Here is a 22,364-nt window from a genome sequence, read left to right on the forward strand (position 1 = left end):
GAACAAAGTTTACAGTATTAAACATTATCAGGAACACTTTCCCACTCAATAGGAATCAACGTGGACAATATCGACAAACAGCTTCTCGACGCCCTTCAAAGAGACGCCTCTCGCTCCATTGGTACAATTGCCGATGAGGTCGGCGTATCAAAAACCGCGGCCTGGCGCCGAATCAAGAAATTGATTGCAGACGGTGTGATTAAAAGCCAGGTTGCCCTGTTAGATGCCGAAAAGCTTGGCCTACCCCTTACGGCCTACATTGCCCTGCGCACCAGCCAACACAATGTCGAATGGTTCAACCGCTTCAAAGAGGTCCTCAACACCATTCCTGAAGTGCTTGAGGCTTACCGCATGAGCGGTGACTTGGATTACTTGGTTAAAGCTCAGGTCAGCGATATGGCCGGCTACGACCGCCTTTATAAACAACTGATTAAAGCTGAGTTGAACGATGTCAGTTGCAGCTTTGTCATGGAAACCTTGAAGCACACCACGCGCTTACCAATTCCCTGAGCAGACAAGCTATTTTCGCGATGAAGTGTTCGCACAGGCGGGTCTTTTCCATACGGGAAGACAAAGAACGAATCCCCTAAGATCTTTCGCGTTATTTGCCTCACGTTATCGCATTGAAGACACTACTTTCCGTAAAGTACTACCAAAGCTGATGATTAACCACGACGGGGACTGATTGTCGCTAAAAGAAGCCTTTTAAGCAGGCTCGCACCGCATCTTCTAACTCGCCCAAACAAAGAGAGTTCATGCTTTCTAGCAAGAATTTTTAATGCCTCATGCAACTCCCCAACACGAAGCTCAGCCTTGTAGTCTTTGTGTAACTCTACAACCTCTGCATATGAATCTAGCAAATCCCGTTGACGCAGCAATGCAGCTCTGAGCCCTTTCGGAACCCTGTATTTAGATGTTACTTCTGGTACAAATAAAAAGTCATCATGCAAACTGTAGCGAACCCAAAGATTCCAATCTTCCAGCTGATCAAGTGATGTATCAAACCCGCCCCATTTTTCATATAGCACCCGATGAAATAAGACACTTTGTATAGGAAGGTAGTTCTCCACCCATAAAAGCGGGCGCGAGAAAGCTTGTTTGTATACCTGCCGCACCCCACCTTCTTCGTACAACAAAGGAGAGACACTTTTAAACTCAGTCGGAACTTCGAATGCAAGGCCGTAGACCACTTTCATTCGAGATTCAGATACATTCCCTATAAGTACTTCAACATGATTAGGGAGTAACAAGTCATCATCATCAAGAAAACCAATCCACTCGCCTTTGGCCACACTAAGACCAAGATTTCCTGCTTCCGAGCGCCCGCTTTGTTTTCCTGTTGAAAAAAATCTTATTCTGTCTTCATTCGGGTAACGGCTCTCCAACACCTTCCTGGCATCAACACTACCATCTTCAACAACAATGATTTCCAGGTGTTTATAAGACTGCGATAGAACACTATCAACAGCTTCCAACAGCAACAATGGGCGACCATGCGTTCGAATGATTATACTAACGAGGGCTGGAGTAAATTTTGTCATATCACAATACTTATCGTACTGGCCCACTGTGAAAGCGAAACTCGGAATCTTTGCTTTGCACCAACTCTTTGTCCAACTCTAGAAACAACGCTACACGATCATCAATGGATTCCCCCGCCGCCGCCTTTTTGGCCAAACCAAGATAATCCTGATAATGCCTGGCTTCTGACTTCAGCAATGACAGATAAAATTTCTTCAATTCCTCATCAAGTTTGGGTGCCAGTTTATTAAAGCGTTCACAGGAACGTGCTTCGATAATGGCGCCAACAATCAAGGTATCAATTAAACGCTCAGGCTCATGGGTACGGATAGGTTTTCTCAATTCGGCAGCATAGCGCGAAGCCTGTATTTGAGGGTATTCAATGCCCCGCGCCTCCATGATTGCAATCACCTGTTCAAAGTGACGCAACTCTTCGCGTGCCAGGCGAGACATTTTATTGAGCAGCTCAAAATCGGAAACATAGCGGTACATAAGGTTCATTGCTGTACCCGCTGCTTTTTTCTCGCAATTGGCGTGATCGATCAGCATCAGATCCTGGTGCTCCAGCGCCTGATCAATCCAGGCATCCGGGGTCTCACACAGTAAAAAATTATGAATTTCCGTAAGGTCAGTCATGTCGTTGTACAGCTTCCTTAATTCGCATTGCGCTGTTGTTGTGAACAAATGTTGTGAGCAAATCGCTAATGCGATCAACCTTCCTGTACCTTTCCCGGTGCGATATAACGGTCGTAATAGGCACAAGACAGTGCGTAATAATCCTGATCGATAGCCTCTTTAATCTCAACCAATGCCTGCTCTCGCCACACCCCTTGCAACTCCAGGCCAAATTCTTCCGGCAAGACCTGAGAGGCGCCGGCTTTCAACAGGGAAAATACCCAGCAATGGGGGTCTTGCTGCTCATCAAAACGGATGTTCTGGTGGTGCATTTGGGTTTTCAGGCATTCCGAATCGATCACCGCAATTTTATTGGCCACTACCTGCTGCAAAAAACCTTCCAAACGCTGGGCGATGGTTCGACGTTGTTCTTCGCTGTAGGCATTCCAATCGATCACTTCGTGGCTAAAACGTTTGCAGCCCCGGCACACATTGTCTCCCAGACTCGCGGAGCACACGCCAACACATGGGGTACGAACTCGTTTTAACATTCTCAATCGATTCCTGCTGACTGGGTAAAAGCGCGCACCTTAACGGAGCAGCTATCAAAAATAAAGCATCAAGTGATCATCTCAGAACGAGGATTCAAGACACAGGGGATTGTACCGCTTTTTTGCTCAAGGTCATGGCGAATCCTGTAATCAATGCACTATGATGTGGGCATTTCGCTGCCAAGCAAACAAAACCAGCAGCCTATACCATAACCACAGCATTGAGACAGAGAGACCTAGTATGAGTGGAGAATACCAAGCGGCTGAAACATTGATCAGCAATGCCCTGAGCGAAGCCGATGCCAGTGATCATTCCTCAGCAGACGCCCTGAGCCAGGCAATTTTGGGAGTATTGCTACAAAAAATGGCCCAAAGTCGAGGAATTAATGACTTAAAAAGCTTTATCGACTTCCAACTGGAACACCTTGATACCGAAGAAATTGTGGTTACCCGAGGCTGCTGAGGAGCTTTTTGGACACAAATCAACCAAACAACGATTCAGGCGCCAGCATTACCCGAACGCGAAGCGGTTCCACAAGCAGACACCCTTCTGGCAACAGCGACAAAGAATTTTCACTTTTATTTTCAATAGCTTAGCCCGCCATTATCGAGCCGATGAATAGCGGGCATAAGCGAGTTTTATCCCAGCCTTTCTTAACAGCAAAGCCGCTTTGCGCTAAAATATGCGCCCCAAAATGCCGCGTCATGTGATTTTGGTAGTTTTTTTACAGGCGACTACCCTGTTATCGTCCAAACTAAAAACCAAACACGAAACCGGCATTTGTCTGCCCCAGGGTCTAGAATCTGTGGGCGAGCTGAAGGTCTGAGCATCGACCTTCCAAACTAAAATAGAGGATGACAACCGTGCTTGAAGCTTATCGTAAACACGTGGAAGAACGCGCCGCCGAAGGTGTGCCACCAAAGCCTTTAAACCCTGAGCAAGTGGCTGGCTTGGTTGAGCTGCTAAAAAACCCACCTGCAGGTGAAGAAAAAACCCTGGTAGACCTGATCACTAACCGTGTACCACCAGGCGTTGACGAAGCAGCTTACGTGAAAGCGGGTTTCTTGTCTGCGGTCGCCAAAGGCGAAGCCTCAAGCCCACTGGTCAGTGCCGAGAAAGCCGTTGAGCTGCTGGGCATGATGCTGGGCGGTTATAACATCGCCACTCTGGTTGAGTTGCTGGATGATACCAAACTGGCTGCCCTGGCAGGCGAACAGCTGAAAGGCACACTTCTGATGTTTGATGCTTTCCACGACGTGGAAGAGAAAGCCAAAGCCGGCAATGAAGTCGCCAAAAATGTGATTCAGTCCTGGGCTGACGCTGAGTGGTTTACCGGCAAAGACAAGGTTGCCGAAAGCATCAAAATGGCAGTATTCAAGGTTACTGGTGAAACCAATACCGATGACCTATCCCCTGCTCCCGATGCCTGGAGTCGCCCAGACATCCCAGTTCACGCCCGCGCCATGTACAAAATGACTCGTGACGGCCTGGAGCCTGAAGAGCACGGCGTTACCGGCCCAATGGCTCAGGTGGACGCGATTAAGGCCAAAGGCCTGCCAGTTGCCTTCGTTGGCGACGTTGTTGGTACCGGTTCGTCCCGTAAATCAGCAACCAACTCCGTACTGTGGTTCTTCGGTGATGACTTGCCTGGCGTTCCCAATAAGCGCGGTGGCGGTGTTTGTATCGGTGGTAAAGTCGCTCCGATCTTCTTCAACACCATGGAAGATGCCGGCGCACTGGTATTCGAAGCCCCTGTTGAAAAACTGGCCATGGGCGATGTTATTGAAATTCGCCCGTACGAAGGCAAGATCCTGTCCGAGTCTGGCGAAGTGCTGTCTGAGTTTGAATTCAAGTCCGACGTTATTCTGGATGAAGTTCAAGCTGGCGGTCGTATCCCACTGATCATCGGTCGCGGCCTCACCGCCAAGGCTCGCGAATCTCTGGGCCTGCCTGTATCCGATTTATTCCGCCAACCTGACACCCCAGCAGAAAGCGACAAAGGTTTCTCACTGGGTCAGAAAATGGTTGGTCGCGCCTGCGGTCTGCCTGAAGGTCAAGGCGTGCGCCCTGGTACCTACTGCGAGCCTAAGATGACTACCGTTGGCTCCCAGGACACCACTGGTCCAATGACTCGTGATGAGCTGAAAGACCTGGCCTGCCTGGGCTTCTCTGCCGACTTGACCATGCAGTCTTTCTGTCACACCGCGGCTTACCCAAAGCCTGTTGATATCAGCACCCAGCACACCCTGCCAGACTTCATCATGACTCGTGGTGGCGTCTCCCTGCGCCCGGGCGATGGTGTTATCCACTCTTGGTTAAACCGTATGCTGCTGCCGGACACCGTGGGTACGGGTGGCGATTCTCACACTCGTTTCCCAATGGGCATCTCCTTCCCTGCAGGTTCTGGCCTGGTAGCCTTCGCGGCCGCCACCGGTGTTATGCCTCTGGATATGCCTGAATCAGTATTGGTTCGCTTCAAAGGCGAAATGCAGCCAGGCATCACTTTGCGTGATCTGGTACACGCTATTCCTTACTACGCGATTCAGGAAGGCCTGCTGACCGTTGAGAAGAAAGGTAAGAAGAACATCTTCTCTGGCCGCATTCTTGAAATTGAAGGCCTGAAGGACCTGACCGTTGAACAGGCGTTCGAACTGTCTGATGCCTCTGCTGAGCGCTCCGCTGCTGGCTGTACCATTGAGCTGGAAGAAGACGCCGTTAAAGAATACCTGACCTCTAACATCACCCTTCTGCGCTCAATGGTTGCCGACGGTTACGGTGACCCACGCACTCTCGAGCGCCGCGCTCAGAAGATGGAAGAGTGGCTGGAAAACCCAAGCCTGATGAAAGGCGATGCCGATGCGGAATACGCCGCGGTGATCGAAATTGATCTGGCCGATGTTAAAGAGCCTATCGTTTGTTGCCCGAACGACCCAGACGACGCCAAGCTGCTGTCTGATGTAGCAGGCGACGAGGTCAACGAAGTGTTCATTGGTTCTTGTATGACCAACATTGGCCACTTTCGTGCGGCCGGTAAGTTGCTTGAGCAACACAATGGTGGCATCTCTACGCGCATGTGGCTGGCACCACCAACCAAGATGGACGAGCATCAGTTGATGGAAGAAGGCTACTACAATGTCTTCGGACGTGCTGGCGCCCGTATGGAAATGCCAGGCTGTTCATTGTGTATGGGTAACCAGGCACGCGTTGCACCAAATAGCACCGTATTGTCTACCTCAACGCGTAACTTCCCTAACCGTTTGGGCGATGGCGCGAATGTTTACCTGACATCAGCCGAACTGGCTTCAGTGGGCGCCATTTTGGGCAAATTGCCCACTCCTGCTGAGTACATGGAGTACGCGAAAAATATCGATGCAATGGCTGACGACATTTATCGTTATCTGAATTTCGATCAGATCGCTGAATTCCAAGCGAAGCACGACGAAGGCAAAAAGATTGCTGCGGTAGAAATTCAGGAAGTTTCCTTGTAATCGACACCTAGCAACCCTACAAAAAACCCCGCTCATGCGGGGTTTTTTGTGTCACTTTCACTCTCTTCCTCGAACCTGGATTTCAACAGTAGTTTTCCGCACGCCATTGCTACCTTTCCCAGCGCCGTTCGAGACGCTGCTCAGTCCACTTTCTCAAAATCATTTAAGTATTGTGTATAAACTTATTAAGCACCTATAATGAAAAATGCCTAATACTTTCGCAGTAGTTTATGAAGAATTGGTCGGCACAAAAAAATAACATCCAAATCATTGTTGCCACGGCGTTTGTCTTGCTTATCGCCGGTGGTGTTTGGGGTATGATCGACCATCAGCAAGGCTTCATGCGCCAACTTATTCAAGATCGACTGCGCGACTATAATCTCGCCTTTTGGGAAGCCATTTCACAAGACGCCGAAAAACTCCTCGAGATTGGACGAAAAAACGAAAATCTTTATATCGCCAAAAATGCCAATCAAGTTCGCAGCACCCTCGCTGAGCAATATCAGGAACTGAGTGCTCAACACGACATTCATCATCTCGCCTTCTACGGAAAAGATACCAAGCTTCAAGGCCTGCAAGATCGCAAAGGTCTAAGCCTGGACCGTCACGATCTTTATTTACTGAATCTACCCGACACACCATCCACTTGGCACTTGGAAGTTTCTTCCGAAGGCAGCGTGTTGTTATGCGTCATGGATGATGTGCGAGAAGGAGAAGAGGTTCACGGCTATTTCGAGATTGCCAAACCCGCTTCCGAAAAAATGTTGGGCCTCGCCAAACAATATAATATTTTTTCTTTAATCGCGACCTCCAAGGATCGCCCTCAACAGAACGCGACCAACCCGGAAATTAGCCTTGACTCGCTGGACAGTGGCAGTTTTACACTGATACATAACGATTTTGACAAACTTTCAGCCATTAATATTGAACAAGAACAACGCTGGCTTAAAAACATAAAAGAACTGCGTTTCTCCTATCAAGGGCGGGAATACCAGGGCAGTTTGCGAAAGATTTATGACAGTGAAAAAAGCCTTGCGATGGTTCACATGGCAGCCGTCGACATTACTGAAATGATGATTGCCCACAAGCGAAAACTCGCTATATTCCTTGGCCTTTCACTATTTTCCTTCGCCCTGCTGAGTTATGTCGTCATCCGATACCTGCGCTCGGTAGAACAAGATTTGAATTCAACATACGCCTCGCTGGCCTCCGAGGTAGAACAACGCAAAGACACCGAAGCCCAGCTACTCAATGCCAAGCAAAGCCTCGAACAAGGTATCGCCGAGCGTACCACCGAACTGATTCGCCTCAACCAAAAGCTGCGTGATGATTTAAAGACACGGCACAGTATTCAACAAGCCCTGATGGTGAGTGAACGGCAATACCGCACCCTGTTTGACCACTCATCTGATGCCATGATTCTTCTCGAGTCCGGCATTCCCACCCTGTGCAACACCGCTGCGGTTGAACTACTGCAACTCGGCAACCACAGCCAGGTTCGAGATTTGGATCTATTTGATCTCCTGGCCGAAAATGACGAAAAAAACAGCGGTTTGCGTACTCAGTTTATTCGCACTCTGCGCTCCGCGCATTTTGGGCAACCCTTAAAACACGAATGGCGCTGTCGTGATCTAAAGGGTCGAATGTTTTTTGCTGACATCACTCTCAGCAAAATTCCTTCCGAAGATGACCGACGCCTCGCCCATTTAACCATTAGGGACATAACTGAGAAAAAAGAAGCCGAAATTAAGATTTCCAGCCAAGCGTATTACGATTCACTGACCAGCCTGCCCAATCGCAACTTGTTTATGGACCGCCTCAATCAGGCCGTAGCGTTTGCAGACCGAAACCAGTGTTATGGCGCCGTATTGTTTATGGACCTGGATAACTTCAAATACATTAACGACTCCCTCGGGCACGCCGTGGGGGATGCGGTTTTGATCGAAGTCGCTCAGCGTTTACAGGCCACGGCCCGCAATCAAGACACCATCGCCCGCTTTGGGGGTGATGAGTTTGTCATGCTAATCCCGGCCAACTTTGCCAATAAGCGTATGGCAACGATTAACACATAAAAGATCGCTGAGAAAATACGCAGCACCTTCTCGCCACCAATCGTCTATCAAAGCCATGAATTCCATTTAACCCCCAGCATTGGCGTGACCCTGTTTAATTCCCAGGAAACACCGGTAGCCGACATTTTGAAACATGCCGATACCGCCATGTATCAAGCCAAGAACCTCGGCAAGAATTCCATCTGTTTCTTTGAACTCGAAATGCAGCGCAGTATTGACCATCGTTTGCATCTTGAGAGCAAAATGCGGGAGGCCATTAAACGCAACGGTTTTGAGCTGCGCTTTCAACCTAAAATCGATCAAAGCGGCAAGCTGGTGGGCGCCGAATCATTGTGTCGCTGGCAATTGCCCGACGGAGAGTGGGTATCACCCACCGACTTCATTCCCATTGCTGAAGAAACCGGCCTGATTACTGAACTGGGTAACTGGGTGTTTGAAATGGCCATGGCCACCCTGAGCGAAATTCAAAAACAATATCTCAGCGGTTTCACCATGGCCATCAATGTGAGTCCACTGCAAATTAATCAAAGCAATATTGTTCGCCAGCTCCTGCACACCTGCACTCATTACCAAATCAAACCCTGCGATATCACACTCGAAATCACGGAAAATGTCTTGATGCAGGATGCCAAGTCAACCGAGGAGAAACTTCGTCGCCTGAAATCCCACGGCTTCCAAATTTCGATTGACGATTTTGGCACTGGGTATTCATCCCTCGCCTACCTCAAACATTTGAGCATCAATGAATTGAAAATCGATCGCTCATTTATTTCCGACATTGGCCAAGACCCGGATGACGATGCCATCGTAGAAACCATTTTGGCCATGTCTCGCCACCTGAATCTCAACGTGGTCGCAGAAGGCGTTGAAAATCACGAGCAACTTCTCTTTTTGCAACAACACGCCTGTGAGCAATACCAGGGATTTTATTTCAGCAAACCATTGAGCGAAAATGAGCTACTGCAATTTGTGATTAATCACCATAAACGGGAAATTTCACTGTAGTTATCTGAATAACCTAAACAGCCAATCACAAACGATTCAGTCTCCTCATTAATTCGCGTAGAATGAATAAAAGCTCATGTCGTCACACTCAAGTAAGGAATGAAAATGACTGGGTTCGACTATCTTATTATTGCCGCCATTGCCTTTCTGATCATCACTGCCCTACTGCATTCCATCGCGGGCGAACATTTTCTTATTAAGCCCATGTTCAAATACCGGGGAAATAAGGTTCTCGAGAATGAATTCGCTCGACTCATTCTCAGGTTTGCGTGGCACCTGACGTCCGTTTTATGGTTTTTATTGGCCGTGATACTGTATCTACTGGCCTTCGACATCGACAACTTGAATCACGGCATATTGCTGTACACCGGCCTGGCATTTATTGGCATCGGCGTTTTTGATTTGATCGCAAGTCGCGGAAAACATATTGGCTGGCCATCACTATTGGCCATTGGAGTTTGCACGCTGTCGGCATCATTTTTAGTGAATTGAACGATGGGATGCTGGCGCAATGATGCGGAAAGCACTTGATGAAAGCACCTTTAAAAGTGCCTGAAAAAGCGCTCGAAGAAAAGGTCCACCGACTATACAACACAGCCTAGCCGGTGGTTTTGCCCGAAGGCAAATCGTCAGATCAACAACTTACTTGCCGCTCTTGTTAATATCGTCTTTTACATGGCGGTACATAAAACGGCCGATGTACAAGGTTATTACAGTAGTCGCAACCACAATTACAACGCCGGCAATTACAGCATCATCTAAATACATGGCGAGTTCCTCTCAGAGCTGATAGATTTTTCTGTTTTGATCTTGTATGAGCACATACTAAATCAAGCATCAGCTGAGATATTGATGCGGATCAATTGAGACAATCGGCCACAGCAGATGGAAGCACTAAAAAGGGCATTACTTGAGCCAGATCAAGAACTGACTTCGAGAGAGGCGTAAAAGAAGCCCTCAGGCCTTGAAAAATATATTCGCCGCAGCGTCACATATTGCCGTTTGGGCTTTCTTATCGACATAGATACCATCGATCAACAGGCGACTGATGCCGTGTAAACTGCTCCAACTAACCTGGGCAAAGCGCAGAGCGCTGAGATCACGGGATATGTCGCCGCTGTCCTGCCAACGTTCAACACGCGCCACATAGCGTCTGAAATAGCCTCGAGACTCCTGAGCAAACTCATCGGGTGGGTTATTCTCTTGCCAGACCTCTCGACCGAACATGAGATCATAGTACTCAGGATGCTCAACCGCCCAGGTCACATAGGCATGAACGAAGCTCTTCACTTGTTCCCGGAAACTGCTGCCCGCCTCCGGTTCCTGAGCATCAATTGCCATGCCCTGCAGAATAAAACCACGGTGAGCAATGGCATTCAGCAACGCTTTTTTGTCTTCAAAATGATGATATGGCGCACTTCGGGAGACACCAACACGGTCAGCAAGCTTGCGCATTGAGAGGCCATTTACCCCGACCTCACGCAGAATCTCCACCGCAGCGTCTTCGAGCGTCCCTTTCAGGTCACCATGGTGATAATTTTTCTTTACTACTGTCATCTATGCCCTACTAGCTGTCATTAAGCACCCGAACAATGTATCAGCACATCTTGACACTGTCAAAATCAAGCCTTACCCTGAGTCATCTTGACAGTGCTCAGTTAACGGAGTCCATAATAATGACCTACACCACTTTCAGCGTGAACATCGCCGACCACATTGCTCATATCGAGCTCAACCGCCCTGACGAACTCAACACAATGGTGCCCGCCTTCTGGCGAGAGCTTCCAGAGGCGGTGAAAAAGATCGATCGTGAGGCCGCCGCCCGAGTCATCGTGATTTCCTCGACCGGTAAGCACTTCAGCGCCGGCATGGATCTCGCCGTCTTCACAGAAGGTGGTTTACAGTATGATCTCGAGTTGGGCCGTAAGCACGAGCGTATGCGTCATATGGTGACCGAACTGCAAGATACCTTCAGCGCACTCGAAAACTGTCGCATCCCTGTTCTGGCGGCCATCCAGGGCGGCTGCATCGGGGGTGCAGTGGACATGACCACCGCCTGCGACTGCCGCTACATCACCGAGGAAGGCTTCTTCACCGTCTATGAAACCAAAATCGGTATGACAGCAGATGTCGGCACCCTACAACGTCTTCCCAAACTGATTCCAGAAGGACTCGCCCGCGAACTGGCCTACACCGGTCGTCGTATGTACGCCGAGGAAGCCAAAGCCTGCGGTTTGGTCAATCAGGTCTTCAGCGACCAGCAAACCATGCTGAATGAGGTAATGAAAATTGCTCACGAAATCGCCGGCAATTCACCTCTCGCCGTCAGCGGCTGTAAAGAGATGATTAATTACACCCGCGACCACAGTACCGCCGATAGCCTGCGTTATATGAGCATCTGGCAAACCGGTATGTTCCAACCCGAAACAGACATGATGGAAACTTTCAGCGCCAAGATGGAAAAACGGGAACCCGTCTTTAAAGACTTGGCTGAAATTGGTCCGGCAATCAAAGAATAAGGAGCACGTGATGAACGATCCACGCTTGGAAAAATGGCACAACACCTTTCTCACCAAAGACACAGATGCACTCGCTGAGTTGCTACATCCCGATATGGTTTTTCATTCACCTACATTCTGGGGAGCGAAGGAAGGTGGCCACGTCGCCCACTTTATTCTCTGTCAGGTACTCGAGATTTTTCAAGACTTTACCTATCACCGTGAATGGGTGGACGGCAATCATTTTGCGTTGGAATTCAGCTGTAAAGTAGAAGATAAAAACATTCGGGGTATCGACCTGATTGAATGGAACGACGAGGGCCAAATCGTCCACTTTGAAGTGATGGTGCGACCACTCAACGGACTTGCCAGGTTGGCTGAGATTATGACTCAGCGCTTTAAAGATGCCGGCCTGCTCAAACAACCGACATAATATTAAGTCGCCCAGACGACCAATAATTAGCTTGAAAAGGTATTGGAAATGACTCAACACTTCCCTAAATTGATGGAGCCACTTGATCTCGGTTTCACTACATTGCGCAATCGATCGTTAATGGGCTCTATGCACACAGGCTTGGAAGAAGCACCCAATGGTCACGCGCGCATGGCAGCGTTTTTCGCCGAGCGTGCCCGCGGTGGCGTAGGCCTGATTGTCACCGGAGGCTTCGGTCCAAATGACCGGGCAGCGACCCATGAACACACCAAAAGCCTGAAAACCGAAGACGATGTTAAAGATCATCTTCAAATTACCGAAGCGGTTCATGCCGAAGACGGCAAAATTTGCATGCAGATTTTGCACACCGGTCGCTACGCCTTCAATGAAAACCCCATTGCTCCATCTGCTATCCAAGCGCCCATCAATCCCTTTAAACCCTCAGCTGCAACTGAAGACGAAATCGAGCAGCAGATTCAAGATTTTGTTCGCACTTCGGTACTGGCTCAAAAAGCAAATTACGACGGTGTCGAGATTATGGGTTCCGAGGGTTACTTCCTGAACCAGTTTCTCGCAGCACGCACAAATCAACGTGATGATGACTGGGGTGGCAGCTATGAAAATCGAATGCGTCTTCCCGTCGAAGTCGTTCGTCGAGTACGCGAAGCGGTGGGCGAAAACTTCATTATTATTTATCGTCTGTCTATGCTTGACCTCGTCGAAGGCGGCAGCAGTTATGAAGAAATCGTGACGCTGGGCAAAGCCATTGCCGAAGCCGGCGCAACCATTATTAACACCGGCATTGGCTGGCACGAAGCTCGCATTCCCACTATTGCGACGAAAGTACCTCGCGCCGCCTTTACCTGGGTGACCGCAAAATTCAAAGACGAGCTACCAATTCCTGTAGTGACGTCCAATCGAATCAATACGCCGGAAGTGGCTGAAGAGGTTTTGCAGCGCGGCGACGCTGACATGGTCTCCATGGCTCGCCCCTTCCTGGCGGACTCGGACTTTGTGAGTAAAGCCGCGGCAGGCAAAAGCGACGAAATCAACACCTGCATCGGTTGTAACCAAGCCTGCCTGGATCACATTTTCAGCGGGAAAATGACCAGCTGCTTGGTTAACCCCCGTGCCTGCCACGAAACTGAGTTAAATCTTTTGCCAACAACGGCGGTGAAAAAAATTGCGGTTGTCGGTGCAGGTCCGGCCGGTTTGGCATTCGCGACATCTGCAGCAAGTCGAGGACACGAGGTCACCTTATTTGATGCCGCCAATGAGATTGGCGGTCAATTCAATGTCGCCAAACAGGTTCCCGGCAAGGAAGAGTTTTACGAAACCATTCGCTATTTTGACAAACAGCTCGAACTCACTGGCGTCAGCGTGGTTCTGGGTAAAAAAGTCAATGCCGACGACCTGAACGATGGTGATTATGATGAAGTTGTTATTGCCACCGGCATCAATCCCCGCACACCGGATATCGAAGGCATCGACAGTAACAAAGTACTCAGCTATCTGGATGTGCTGAAACACAAGAAACCTGTCGGGAAGAAAGTCGCGGTAATTGGCGCCGGCGGCATCGGTTTTGATGTGTCAGAATATCTGGTGCACTCCGGCGAGGCCACCAGCCAAAATATCGAAGCCTTTATGGATGAATGGGGTGTTGATATGAGTCTGGAAGCGCGAGGCGGAATCGAAGGCGTGAAAGCCAATGTTTCAACGCCTGCCCGTGAAGTTTTCCTCCTGCAACGCAAGAACTCCAAAGTTGGCGGCGGACTGGGGAAAACCACTGGCTGGATTCATCGCACCGGGCTCATCAACAAAGGCGTGACAATGATTCCTGGTTGCCAGTACGACAAAATTGACGAGCAAGGCCTGCACATCAGTCATGGCGACAGTCAGCAGGTATTGGACGTGGATAATATTATTGTCTGTGCCGGCCAGGAACCTTTGCGCGAACTCGTAGAGGGTTTGAGTAAGCCCTACCATCTGATTGGTGGTGCTGATGTTGCTGCCGAACTGGACGCCAAGCGCGCTATCGACCAGGGCACTCGATTGGCCGCCACGATTTAATAGGCTATTGAACCCAAAGAAAAGCCGGCAAGTGCAATGCACATGCCGGCTTTCTGCGCTTTTACCTAACGCCAACACAACTAAAACCGGTTTTAAGGCTCCCAGACCAACTCCGCAAAATGTTTGCGGCACATGGATTCGTAGCTGTCATTGCCACCAACCTGTACCTGCTCTCCTTCCCGCACAACACGGCCATTTTCATCTCGACGAACGACAAAGTTTGCTTTCCGGCCACAGTGGCAAATGGTTTTCAGCTCCACCAATTTGTCAGCCCAAGCCAACAGATAATGGCTGCCTGCAAACGTCTCCGCCAGAAAGTCGGTTCGCAAACCATAGGCAAGAACAGGGATATTCAACTCATCGACTACCCGACACAACTGCTTCACCTGTTCTTTTGATAAAAACTGGGCTTCATCAATGAACACACAATTCATCGGACTCGCGGTATGCAAGACCTCAATAGCGGACATCAAATTGGTTTCCGCCTGAAACAAATGGGCATCAGCGTGCAAGCCGATACGCGAGGTGACCTTTCCCCGACCATAACGATCATCGAGGGCAGCGGTGAAGATCTCCACCTGCATCCCCCGTTCTTTATAATTGTATGCCGACTGCAGTAATGCTGTCGATTTACCCGCATTCATTGCCGAGTAATAGAAATAAAGCTGTGCCATAAAACCTCAAATCATGGAGCAAGATGTGTCTTTAAAAAGCGATCCACTGCTTCAAATTTCCCAACTTCCTGTTTATTGTCCGTACGCCAATGTTCGCCACAAGCGAGCTCAATATACTCGACAGATTTATCGTTAGCGAGCATGGCTTCATTCATTCGGCGGCTGTGATCAATAAAGGCCACGGCATCCCCCTTTACATGAAACAACAGCAAAGGTGCACTGATGCGTTTGGCCTGATGGACCGGGGACACGTTCTCAGCCTCGCCGTCATCGTTCAAGCCTTCGCGCTGGATAGCCTTATAAAGACCATAATCTCTTATATCACGCCTCAACAGAGGAAAGTCAAGAACACCATTGATACTGATACCACATCGATACAGATCAGGGTCATTAGCCAAACCCATCGCGGCGGCATAGCCGCCATAGGACGCACCAACGATACACACTCTTTCCTTATCGGCGATTCCCTCTTTCACTAACCACCTGACGCCGTCTGCAACATCATCTTGCATACGTTTGCCCCACTGCTTCATGCCAGCCTTTCGGTGCTCATCACCGAAGCCGTCGGAGCCTCGAAACTGTGATTGCAAGACCGCATAACCTCGGTTATTCAGCATCTGAACCATTGGGTCAAACCCGGCAAAATCACGAGCATGAGGCCCACCGTGAACCAGAACGACCGTTGGCAACTTCCCTTTCCGCTCGCCAACAGGCAAACTTAAATACGCAGGAATTTGGTAGCTATCCCGAGCCGAATACTGAACCATTTGCTTGTTTGACAGAGGCAAGTTATCCAGATGTGGATATTCGGAAGCCAAATAATTCAACTGGCCTGTTTTTGAATCGAACACATAATAGCGATTGGGCTTATTACTCCGCATTGCGAGCAGTACAAATACATTGCTATCTTGGTTTCGGCTGACAATATGAATCTTATCGTCAGCAAGCAAAAATTCCACATCCTCTTTGATGCGCTGATAGTCGTCGTTTTGATACTCTTCGCCGAGCGTTAGAGTATTGATATCAAATTCCTTGAGATTTCCACCTCTCAAATAACGTTCAAGGCCTTCTTTCCCACGGCCTTCAACCAATAAAATATGAGAACTGCCCGGTTTCATACGAACAGCCTGAATTCGATTTTCATCGAAATAGTCCGTCGCCTGAACTACCTCCCACTCAGCCGTGTCTTTATTACGTAACAACAACTCGGCCGACTTTCCGTTCGCACCCTGCTCATATCGGATGCCCACTTTAAGCTCACCATTTTCATCCGCAATCCATTTAGAAACTCGATTGGGATTATCTTGAACCCGGGTTCGCTTGCCGCTTTCCAGATTGACCTTATGTACTACTGGCGAGGCCCAGCTATTACGGGAATCATCCAACACCAGTAAGACATGCTCTGGGTCGTTTTTGATCAAGCTCACCAGACTCGGATTACGCTTGAAGAATCCCTTTCGATTAGGTTTGGCTTTATAAAAAATCGGGTCACTGCCATCACGTTTAACGCTTCCTATCGTAGAAACGGACAACACATGATTTCGTATTTTTTTATTCTTGCGTACACTTAACAATAAGCGTTCATTATTCGCCCATTGAAACCAGTTGATGTAATACTTGCCATCCGACAGCTTTGTCAATTTTCCGCTAGCATCCTGCAAATCCCGCATAACAACATAACTTTTGTTGCCATCCGACATTTTGGCCGCCAGGTACCGACCATTTGGGGAAATCACGGGAGAACTGAAGCGCGGCAGCTTCGCAAACGCCTCCGCCTCAACTTGAGTGGTCGCTTCGCCCCAAAGCGTGGAGCTAAAACACAACAACATCATAACCCAGCATTTTGCAAGTGGTTTCATATCAACTCTTCCTTTTGCACCTTCCATGAAAAAGGGAGCGACCAGCGCTCCCTTCTTTAAACCAATGTGGGCTTATTCCCACTCAATGGTTGCAGGCGGCTTACTGGAGACATCGTAAGCCACGCGCGACACACCTGAAATCTCGTTAATAATACGATTAGAGCAGCGCTCCAGAAGATCGTAAGGCAGGTGCGCCCAGCGAGCGGTCATAAAGTCGATCGTTTCTACAGCACGCAAAGAAACTACCCACTCGTAACGGCGACCATCGCCCACTACCCCAACGGATTTCACAGGTAAGAATACCGCAAACGCTTGGCTGGTTTTGTGATACCAGTCAGCCGCGTGCAATTCTTCCAGGAATATTGCATCTGCTTCACGCAGAATGTCGGCGTATTCTTTCTTCACCTCACCCAAAATGCGCACACCCAGCCCAGGACCGGGGAATGGATGACGGTATACCATGTCGTAAGGCAAGCCCAGTTCCAAACCGATTTTACGCACTTCGTCTTTAAACAATTCACGCAGCGGTTCAACCAACTCAAAATCCATATCATCCGGCAAGCCACCCACATTGTGGTGAGACTTGATCACATGGGCTTTGCCCGTTTTAGCCGCAGCAGATTCAATCACATCAGGATAAATCGTCCCTTGCGCCAACCATTTAACGTCTTTTAACTTGGCGGCCTCCTGATCAAACACTTCAATAAAGGTGTTACCGATAATTTTGCGTTTGTCTTCCGGATCGGCAACGCCCTTGAGCTTACCTAAGAACAATTCTTCGGCATCCGCGCGAATAACCTTCACACCCATGTTTTTGGCGAACATGTCCATGACCTGATCACCTTCGTCTTTACGAAGCAAGCCATTATCCACAAACACGCAGGTTAACTGATCACCAATCGCTCTATGCAATAAAGCGGCAACCACAGATGAATCCACACCACCGGACAAGCCCAACAGTACCTTGTCACCACCTACCTGCTCACGAACTTTTTGGATAGCGTCTTCGACAATATTCGCAGGATTCCATAACGCTTCGCAACCACACAGTTTCAGAACGAAGTGTTCAAAAATACGTTTGCCTTGCAGGGTGTGCGTAACTTCCGGGTGAAACTGTACGCCGTATAAATCACGTTCTTCACAATACATACCAGCAACTGGACAGGATTCAGTAGATGCCATCAATTCAAAGCCTTCAGGCATCTCACTGACTTTATCACCGTGGCTCATCCAAACATCCAGCAGTGAGCCCCCATCGTGGTCGACATGATCACGGATATCGTTCAACAAAGCGCCACGGCCATGAACTTTAATTTGCGCGTAGCCGAACTCCCGCAAGTCAGAGGTGCTGACTTTACCGCCGAGCTGTTCCGCCATGGTTTGCATGCCGTAACAAATTCCCAAAACAGGAACACCCATAGTGAACACGCATTCTGGTGCGCGAGGTGATTCCCCTTCTGTCACCGACTCGGGGCCGCCCGCCAACACGATACCGCGAGGGTCGAAATCGCGAATTTCTTCCTCGGTCATATCGAAAGCGCGAATCTCAGAGTACACACCGATCTCACGTACGCGACGCGCAATCAGCTGGGTGTATTGTGAGCCGAAATCCAAAATCAAAATGCGTTGAGCATGAATATCTTGAGTCATAGAACTGTCTTGTCGCCTAATAAACAAAAAAGGCCAGCTTAAAAGCTGACCTATACAATCAATAATCGTTCGTGCTTAGCGCCCACCCACCGGGTAGTTGGGCGCCTCTTTAGTGATTTGCACATCGTGCACATGGGATTCCCCCATGCCCGCTGCAGTCACCCGAACAAACTCAGGTTGAGTGCGCATGATATCGATGGTGCGTGAACCGGTGTACCCCATGGATGAACGCAAGCCGCCCATCATTTGATGCACGATGGCTGACATTGGGCCTTTATAAGGCACACGCCCTTCAATGCCTTCGGGAACCAGTTTTTCCGCACCCTGACTGGCATCCTGGAAATAACGGTCCGAGGAGCCCTGGGTTTTTGCCATGGCGCCCAATGAACCCATACCACGATAGGCTTTATAGGTACGCCCCTGATACAACTCCACCTCACCAGGTGCTTCCTCTGTACCCGCAAACATAGAACCCATCATCACACAGTGGGCACCGGCAACAATCGCCTTGGCTATATCCCCAGAGAAACGTACACCGCCATCAGCGATAACGGGAACGCCAGTGTCCTTCAATGCATCAACCACATTGGCGATCGCAGAAATCTGTGGCACACCCACACCAGAAACGATACGCGTCGTACAAATGGAACCAGGACCAATACCCACTTTTACACCGTCAGCTCCCGCGTCAACCAACGCTTTCGCGGCCGCAGCAGTAGCAATGTTTCCGCCAATGACCTGCACCTCAGGATAATCCGCTTTGATTTTACGAACGCGGTCCAGAACGTTTTTAGAATGGCCATGCGCCGTATCAACAACCAAAACATCAACGCCTGCAGCAACCAAAGCCGCTACCCGATCATCGGTGTCTGGGCTGGTGCCAACAGAAGCGCCGACACGCAGGCGACCTTCAGGATCTTTACACGCGTTCGGGTATTGCTCGGCTTTGGTAATATCTTTTACGGTGATCAAACCTGTCAGCTCAAATGCGTCATTAACCACCATCACTTTTTCAATGCGATGACGATGCAACAGGATCTGAACTTCATCCAGTGGCGCACCTTCAGAAACCGTTACCAGCTTATCTTTAGGTGTCATAATGTCGGCAACAGTAGCGTCCAGGTTCGGTTCAAAACGAACGTCGCGCGCCGTTACGATACCAACCAACTCACCATTATCGAGCACAGGAAAACCGGAAAACTTATTCTCAACCGTTAAGGTCACCAACTCGCGGATAGTCGCGGATGATTCAATCGTAATAGGATCTCGAACAACACCAGCCTCGAATTTTTTCACAGCGCGAACTTCCGCCGCCTGACCTTCAATAGTCATGCTCTTGTGAATGATACCGATGCCACCTTCCTGAGCAATAGCAATGGCCAGGCGAGCTTCCGTCACCGTGTCCATCGCGGCAGACACCAACGGAATATTCAGTTCAATATCGCGGCTAATGCGAGATTTCAAACAAACATCTTTCGCGGTGATCTCAGAGTAACCGGGAACCAAGAGTACATCGTCAAACGTTAAAGCTTCTTGTGCGATACGCAACATTGTTTTGGAGAACCTCAAAAATAAACGGTGCCAGCGTCAAAATGGAAATACGGTCGCCTAAAGCTGCCTTCGGCGCCTTTCTTCCACTCACTTTACAGGGATTTTCACAGCACCATCGGGCTTAGCCACAGGAGCCAGGCCGGCTTTTAGATAAACCGGCAATTATATAGATTTCCCACAGCTGGGTAAATAGACAGTGGGCTATCCATCTGCCCGGAATGCGGGCTTGTATCCCTCTTAGCAATCCCCAAGCACATCCCGTTAAGCCAAGATAAACCCTCCCCCTCTTCTTCAGGCGGGCTCTGCGCCAGGGAGCACAAAAATTTGGCCTTAGAGACATTATGCGGATTTGGTCCTGTGCTCAGTCCAGCAGTTCGCCTACAATACCGCTATGAACCAAGCTCAAGAACGCCAAGTATTAAGTGTTAGCCAGCTCAACCGCAAAGCTAAGCAACTTTTGGAAACCCACCTTCCCCTCATCTGGCTGGAAGGCGAAATCTCAAACTTCGCTCGCCCCTCTTCGGGTCATTGGTACCTCACCCTTAAAGACCCCTCTGCTCAGATTCGCGGCGCCATGTTCCGTAACCGCAACCAGATGTTGCGGTTCAACCCCAATAATGGCGATAAAGTACTGGTGCGCGCCAGAGTCAGTCTTTATGAAGGTCGCGGTGATTATCAACTCATTATTGAGCATATGCAGCCCGCGGGCGCTGGAGATTTGCAGGCACAGTTCGAGGCATTAAAAAACCAACTGTTTCAGCAAGGCTTGATGGCTCAGGAACGCAAACGTCCTCTACCCGAAAACATTGGTCGCATTGGCATCATCACCTCACCCACCGGTGCGGCAGTCAGAGATGTACTGAGTGTCCTGGAACGACGCAGCCCCAACACAAGGGCCCTGGTCTTACCCTGCCAGGTGCAAGGCGATACTGCAGCACCACAATTGATTGAAGCCATTAGCATCGCCAACCGACACCAATGCTGCGATGTATTATTGCTGACCCGTGGTGGTGGCTCACTGGAAGACCTTTGGGCGTTTAACAATGAAGCCCTAGCCTACGCCATCGTAAACAGTGAAATCCCGGTGGTTTCAGCCGTTGGCCACGAGGTCGATGTCACTATTGCTGACTTTGTTGCTGACCTGCGCGCACCAACACCGTCTGCGGCAGCGGAATTACTCAGCCAAGATCGAGAAGCCCTTCAGCAACAATTGCTCGGCAATGCCATCTTGCTCGGCCAGGCATGCCAGCGCAAACTGAAAACCGAAAAACTGCGTTTGCAGGAGCTGCAACGTCGTTTGCGCCATCCCGGTCAAACTTTGGAACAGCAAGCCCAGCAGCTCGACAATTTGGAATTGCGCCTGCAGCAAGCCTGGCAACGCCAAGCCACACGCTTAAAGCATCGCCAGGAACAACTCCAACTGAGACTCTCTCAGCAGCACCCGCAGGAACGTATTCTGCCACTGCGCGAGCGGTTAAACTCACAACGCAAACAGCTGAACAGGCTGATTAGCCATCGCATCGAGCGTCACGAGCTGGCTCTGCACACTCAGATGGAAAAACTCAATGCCTTAAGCCCCCTGGCGGTACTGCACAGGGGCTTCAGCATCACCCGCAACGAACAAGGTCATATTCTGAAACGCGCAGCCGACAGTGCTGAGGGTGATGCCGTCTCGGTGCAATTGAATGAGGGCACCTTGAATTGCCGTGTGGAAGCATGCCACACAAGCGAGTAAACTTACCTTTTGTAGGGGTGTCATCAAAGTGTTGCAAAACACTGCTTAAATGCTCGATTGGGTAACAGACCCCGGATTGAGCCACCATTAACCGACAGTCCACAGCAAACAACGAGCGAACATATACGGATGATCAGTTTGAACAGACATACTGCATTTAGCCGCACTTTTATTCTGCTGGGCAGCTGCATTACTCTCAGCGCCTGCGACCTGTTGAACAGCCCTACAGCCGGCTCTGGCCAGGCCAACGCCGGCTGTTTGCTTGAGCATGAGGCCAGTGGTGGTGAATACCGTATATTGATGGTCCAACAGCACAATGGTGAATGGAATTTCCCCGGCGGCGGATTTCGTTGGCGGGAAACACCGGCACAAACCGCTGAGAGGGAAACCTTTGAGGAAACCGGCGTTGCCGTCAACGCTATTGAAATGATCAAGACCTTCGACAACGGTTTCCAACTGTTCAGTTGCACATCAAAAGCTGGTACCCGACCCGACCCGGAAGATAACATTGAGATTCTGAGCGCGCGCTGGGTTAACCCAACGCTTATCCCTGCGGTACAATGGCGCTTTTCCTATCAACGCGCCTGGTTGATGGACTATCTCAATCAATCCAAGGCCAATCAAACTGAACCATAAAATCG

The 22,364-nt window shown here is 49.6% G+C and carries 18 protein-coding genes and 1 pseudogene; 10 read left to right on the forward strand and 9 right to left on the reverse strand.

The window, feature by feature from the left end; genetic code table 11:
* Positions 1-60: 60 nt before the first annotated feature.
* Positions 61-510 (forward strand): Lrp/AsnC family transcriptional regulator, encoded by a 450-nt coding sequence (locus ABWW03_RS11885; RefSeq protein WP_353408555.1) that lies wholly within the window; start codon positions 61-63, stop codon positions 508-510.
* A 155-nt stretch (positions 511-665) separates the two neighbouring features.
* Here the strand turns inward: ABWW03_RS11885 and ABWW03_RS11890 are convergent, their stop codons facing one another.
* From ABWW03_RS11890 to ABWW03_RS11900, 3 genes are all read right to left on the reverse strand, one after another.
* Positions 666-1,541 carry a glycosyltransferase gene (locus ABWW03_RS11890; RefSeq protein ID WP_353408556.1) on the reverse strand — a complete coding sequence of 292 codons (876 nt, stop codon included), beginning with the start codon at positions 1,539-1,541 and terminating at the stop codon, positions 666-668.
* A gap of 10 nt (positions 1,542-1,551) precedes the next feature.
* Positions 1,552-2,157: a tRNA-(ms[2]io[6]A)-hydroxylase gene (locus ABWW03_RS11895; RefSeq protein ID WP_353408557.1), complete on the reverse strand. Its 606-nt coding sequence runs from the start codon at positions 2,155-2,157 to the stop codon at positions 1,552-1,554.
* A 74-nt stretch (positions 2,158-2,231) separates the two neighbouring features.
* A complete protein-coding gene (locus tag ABWW03_RS11900) occupies positions 2,232-2,687 on the reverse strand; it encodes a DUF1289 domain-containing protein (protein WP_353408558.1) in 456 nt (151 codons plus the stop codon).
* A 241-nt stretch (positions 2,688-2,928) separates the two neighbouring features.
* On the opposite strand from ABWW03_RS11900, the gene ABWW03_RS11905 reads away from it, so the two are divergent.
* From ABWW03_RS11905 to ABWW03_RS11920, 4 genes and pseudogenes are all read left to right on the forward strand, one after another.
* On the forward strand, positions 2,929-3,150 hold the full coding sequence (locus tag ABWW03_RS11905) for a hypothetical protein (protein WP_353408559.1): 222 nt from the start codon (positions 2,929-2,931) through the stop codon (positions 3,148-3,150).
* A gap of 401 nt (positions 3,151-3,551) precedes the next feature.
* Entirely contained in the window at positions 3,552-6,176 is a 2,625-nt protein-coding gene (acnB, locus tag ABWW03_RS11910) for a bifunctional aconitate hydratase 2/2-methylisocitrate dehydratase (protein WP_353408560.1), read from the forward strand.
* A gap of 1,364 nt (positions 6,177-7,540) precedes the next feature.
* Positions 7,541-9,253: pseudogene (locus ABWW03_RS11915) on the forward strand (putative bifunctional diguanylate cyclase/phosphodiesterase).
* 105 nt (positions 9,254-9,358) lie between these two features.
* A complete protein-coding gene (locus tag ABWW03_RS11920; RefSeq protein ID WP_353408561.1) occupies positions 9,359-9,745 on the forward strand; it encodes a hypothetical protein in 387 nt (128 codons plus the stop codon).
* 150 nt (positions 9,746-9,895) lie between these two features.
* Here ABWW03_RS11920 and ABWW03_RS11925 read toward each other — a convergent pair whose 3' ends face one another.
* Both ABWW03_RS11925 and ABWW03_RS11930 read right to left on the reverse strand, forming a co-directional pair.
* The gene (locus ABWW03_RS11925; RefSeq protein ID WP_353408562.1) at positions 9,896-10,021 is read right to left on the reverse strand and encodes a hypothetical protein; all 126 of its coding nucleotides are present in this window, start codon (positions 10,019-10,021) and stop codon (positions 9,896-9,898) included.
* A 189-nt stretch (positions 10,022-10,210) separates the two neighbouring features.
* The gene (locus ABWW03_RS11930; protein WP_353408563.1) at positions 10,211-10,810 is read right to left on the reverse strand and encodes a TetR/AcrR family transcriptional regulator; all 600 of its coding nucleotides are present in this window, start codon (positions 10,808-10,810) and stop codon (positions 10,211-10,213) included.
* Between the two features lie 119 nt (positions 10,811-10,929).
* Here ABWW03_RS11930 and ABWW03_RS11935 point away from each other — a divergent pair, with 119 nt between their 5' ends.
* From ABWW03_RS11935 to ABWW03_RS11945, 3 genes are read left to right on the forward strand one after another with little or no spacing between them, the layout of a single operon-like run.
* Positions 10,930-11,772: a crotonase/enoyl-CoA hydratase family protein gene (locus ABWW03_RS11935; RefSeq protein WP_353408564.1), complete on the forward strand. Its 843-nt coding sequence runs from the start codon at positions 10,930-10,932 to the stop codon at positions 11,770-11,772.
* 10 nt (positions 11,773-11,782) lie between these two features.
* Complete coding sequence (locus tag ABWW03_RS11940) at positions 11,783-12,184, forward strand: nuclear transport factor 2 family protein (RefSeq protein ID WP_353408565.1); 402 nt, start codon at positions 11,783-11,785, stop codon at positions 12,182-12,184.
* A gap of 48 nt (positions 12,185-12,232) precedes the next feature.
* Positions 12,233-14,254, forward strand: a complete 2,022-nt coding sequence (locus ABWW03_RS11945; protein WP_353408566.1) for an NADPH-dependent 2,4-dienoyl-CoA reductase — start codon at positions 12,233-12,235, stop codon at positions 14,252-14,254.
* A 92-nt stretch (positions 14,255-14,346) separates the two neighbouring features.
* On the opposite strand, the gene ABWW03_RS11950 is transcribed toward ABWW03_RS11945, so the two are convergent.
* From ABWW03_RS11950 to guaB, 4 genes are all read right to left on the reverse strand, one after another.
* Positions 14,347-14,928, reverse strand: coding sequence for a thymidine kinase (locus tag ABWW03_RS11950; RefSeq protein ID WP_353408567.1), 582 nt, complete (start codon positions 14,926-14,928; stop codon positions 14,347-14,349).
* A gap of 11 nt (positions 14,929-14,939) precedes the next feature.
* Positions 14,940-16,787, reverse strand: a complete 1,848-nt coding sequence (locus ABWW03_RS11955) for an alpha/beta hydrolase family protein (protein WP_353408568.1) — start codon at positions 16,785-16,787, stop codon at positions 14,940-14,942.
* 72 nt (positions 16,788-16,859) lie between these two features.
* Positions 16,860-18,437 (reverse strand): glutamine-hydrolyzing GMP synthase, encoded by a 1,578-nt coding sequence (gene guaA / locus ABWW03_RS11960; RefSeq protein WP_353408569.1) that lies wholly within the window; start codon positions 18,435-18,437, stop codon positions 16,860-16,862.
* A gap of 75 nt (positions 18,438-18,512) precedes the next feature.
* Entirely contained in the window at positions 18,513-19,988 is a 1,476-nt protein-coding gene (gene guaB, locus ABWW03_RS11965) for an IMP dehydrogenase (protein WP_353408570.1), read from the reverse strand.
* A gap of 391 nt (positions 19,989-20,379) precedes the next feature.
* Between guaB and xseA the strand changes: the two genes are divergently transcribed.
* A complete protein-coding gene (gene xseA / locus ABWW03_RS11970; RefSeq protein ID WP_353408571.1) occupies positions 20,380-21,723 on the forward strand; it encodes an exodeoxyribonuclease VII large subunit in 1,344 nt (447 codons plus the stop codon).
* Positions 21,724-21,861: 138 nt separating this feature from the next.
* Entirely contained in the window at positions 21,862-22,359 is a 498-nt protein-coding gene (locus ABWW03_RS11975) for an NUDIX hydrolase (protein WP_353408572.1), read from the forward strand.
* Positions 22,360-22,364 lie beyond the last annotated feature (5 nt).

This window comes from Pseudoteredinibacter isoporae (assembly GCF_040372805.1).
Taxonomy (GTDB): domain Bacteria; phylum Pseudomonadota; class Gammaproteobacteria; order Pseudomonadales; family Cellvibrionaceae; genus Pseudoteredinibacter; species Pseudoteredinibacter isoporae_A.

Bases quoted from the DNA above. Each gene is read 5' to 3' on its own strand.
- ABWW03_RS11890 (WP_353408556.1), bottom strand. From the start codon at position 1,541: ATGACAAAATTTACTCCAGCCCTCGTTAGTATAATCATTCGAACGCAT.
- ABWW03_RS11895 (WP_353408557.1), bottom strand. From the start codon at position 2,157: ATGACTGACCTTACGGAAATTCATAATTTTTTACTGTGTGAGACCCCG.
- ABWW03_RS11900 (WP_353408558.1), bottom strand. From the start codon at position 2,687: ATGTTAAAACGAGTTCGTACCCCATGTGTTGGCGTGTGCTCCGCGAGT.
- ABWW03_RS11905 (WP_353408559.1), top strand. From the start codon at position 2,929: ATGAGTGGAGAATACCAAGCGGCTGAAACATTGATCAGCAATGCCCTG.
- ABWW03_RS11920 (WP_353408561.1), top strand. From the start codon at position 9,359: ATGACTGGGTTCGACTATCTTATTATTGCCGCCATTGCCTTTCTGATC.
- ABWW03_RS11925 (WP_353408562.1), bottom strand. From the start codon at position 10,021: ATGTATTTAGATGATGCTGTAATTGCCGGCGTTGTAATTGTGGTTGCG.
- ABWW03_RS11930 (WP_353408563.1), bottom strand. From the start codon at position 10,810: ATGACAGTAGTAAAGAAAAATTATCACCATGGTGACCTGAAAGGGACG.
- ABWW03_RS11935 (WP_353408564.1), top strand. From the start codon at position 10,930: ATGACCTACACCACTTTCAGCGTGAACATCGCCGACCACATTGCTCAT.
- ABWW03_RS11940 (WP_353408565.1), top strand. From the start codon at position 11,783: ATGAACGATCCACGCTTGGAAAAATGGCACAACACCTTTCTCACCAAA.
- ABWW03_RS11945 (WP_353408566.1), top strand. From the start codon at position 12,233: ATGACTCAACACTTCCCTAAATTGATGGAGCCACTTGATCTCGGTTTC.
- ABWW03_RS11950 (WP_353408567.1), bottom strand. From the start codon at position 14,928: ATGGCACAGCTTTATTTCTATTACTCGGCAATGAATGCGGGTAAATCG.
- ABWW03_RS11955 (WP_353408568.1), bottom strand. From the start codon at position 16,787: ATGAAACCACTTGCAAAATGCTGGGTTATGATGTTGTTGTGTTTTAGC.
- guaA (WP_353408569.1), bottom strand. From the start codon at position 18,437: ATGACTCAAGATATTCATGCTCAACGCATTTTGATTTTGGATTTCGGC.
- guaB (WP_353408570.1), bottom strand. From the start codon at position 19,988: ATGTTGCGTATCGCACAAGAAGCTTTAACGTTTGACGATGTACTCTTG.
- xseA (WP_353408571.1), top strand. From the start codon at position 20,380: ATGAACCAAGCTCAAGAACGCCAAGTATTAAGTGTTAGCCAGCTCAAC.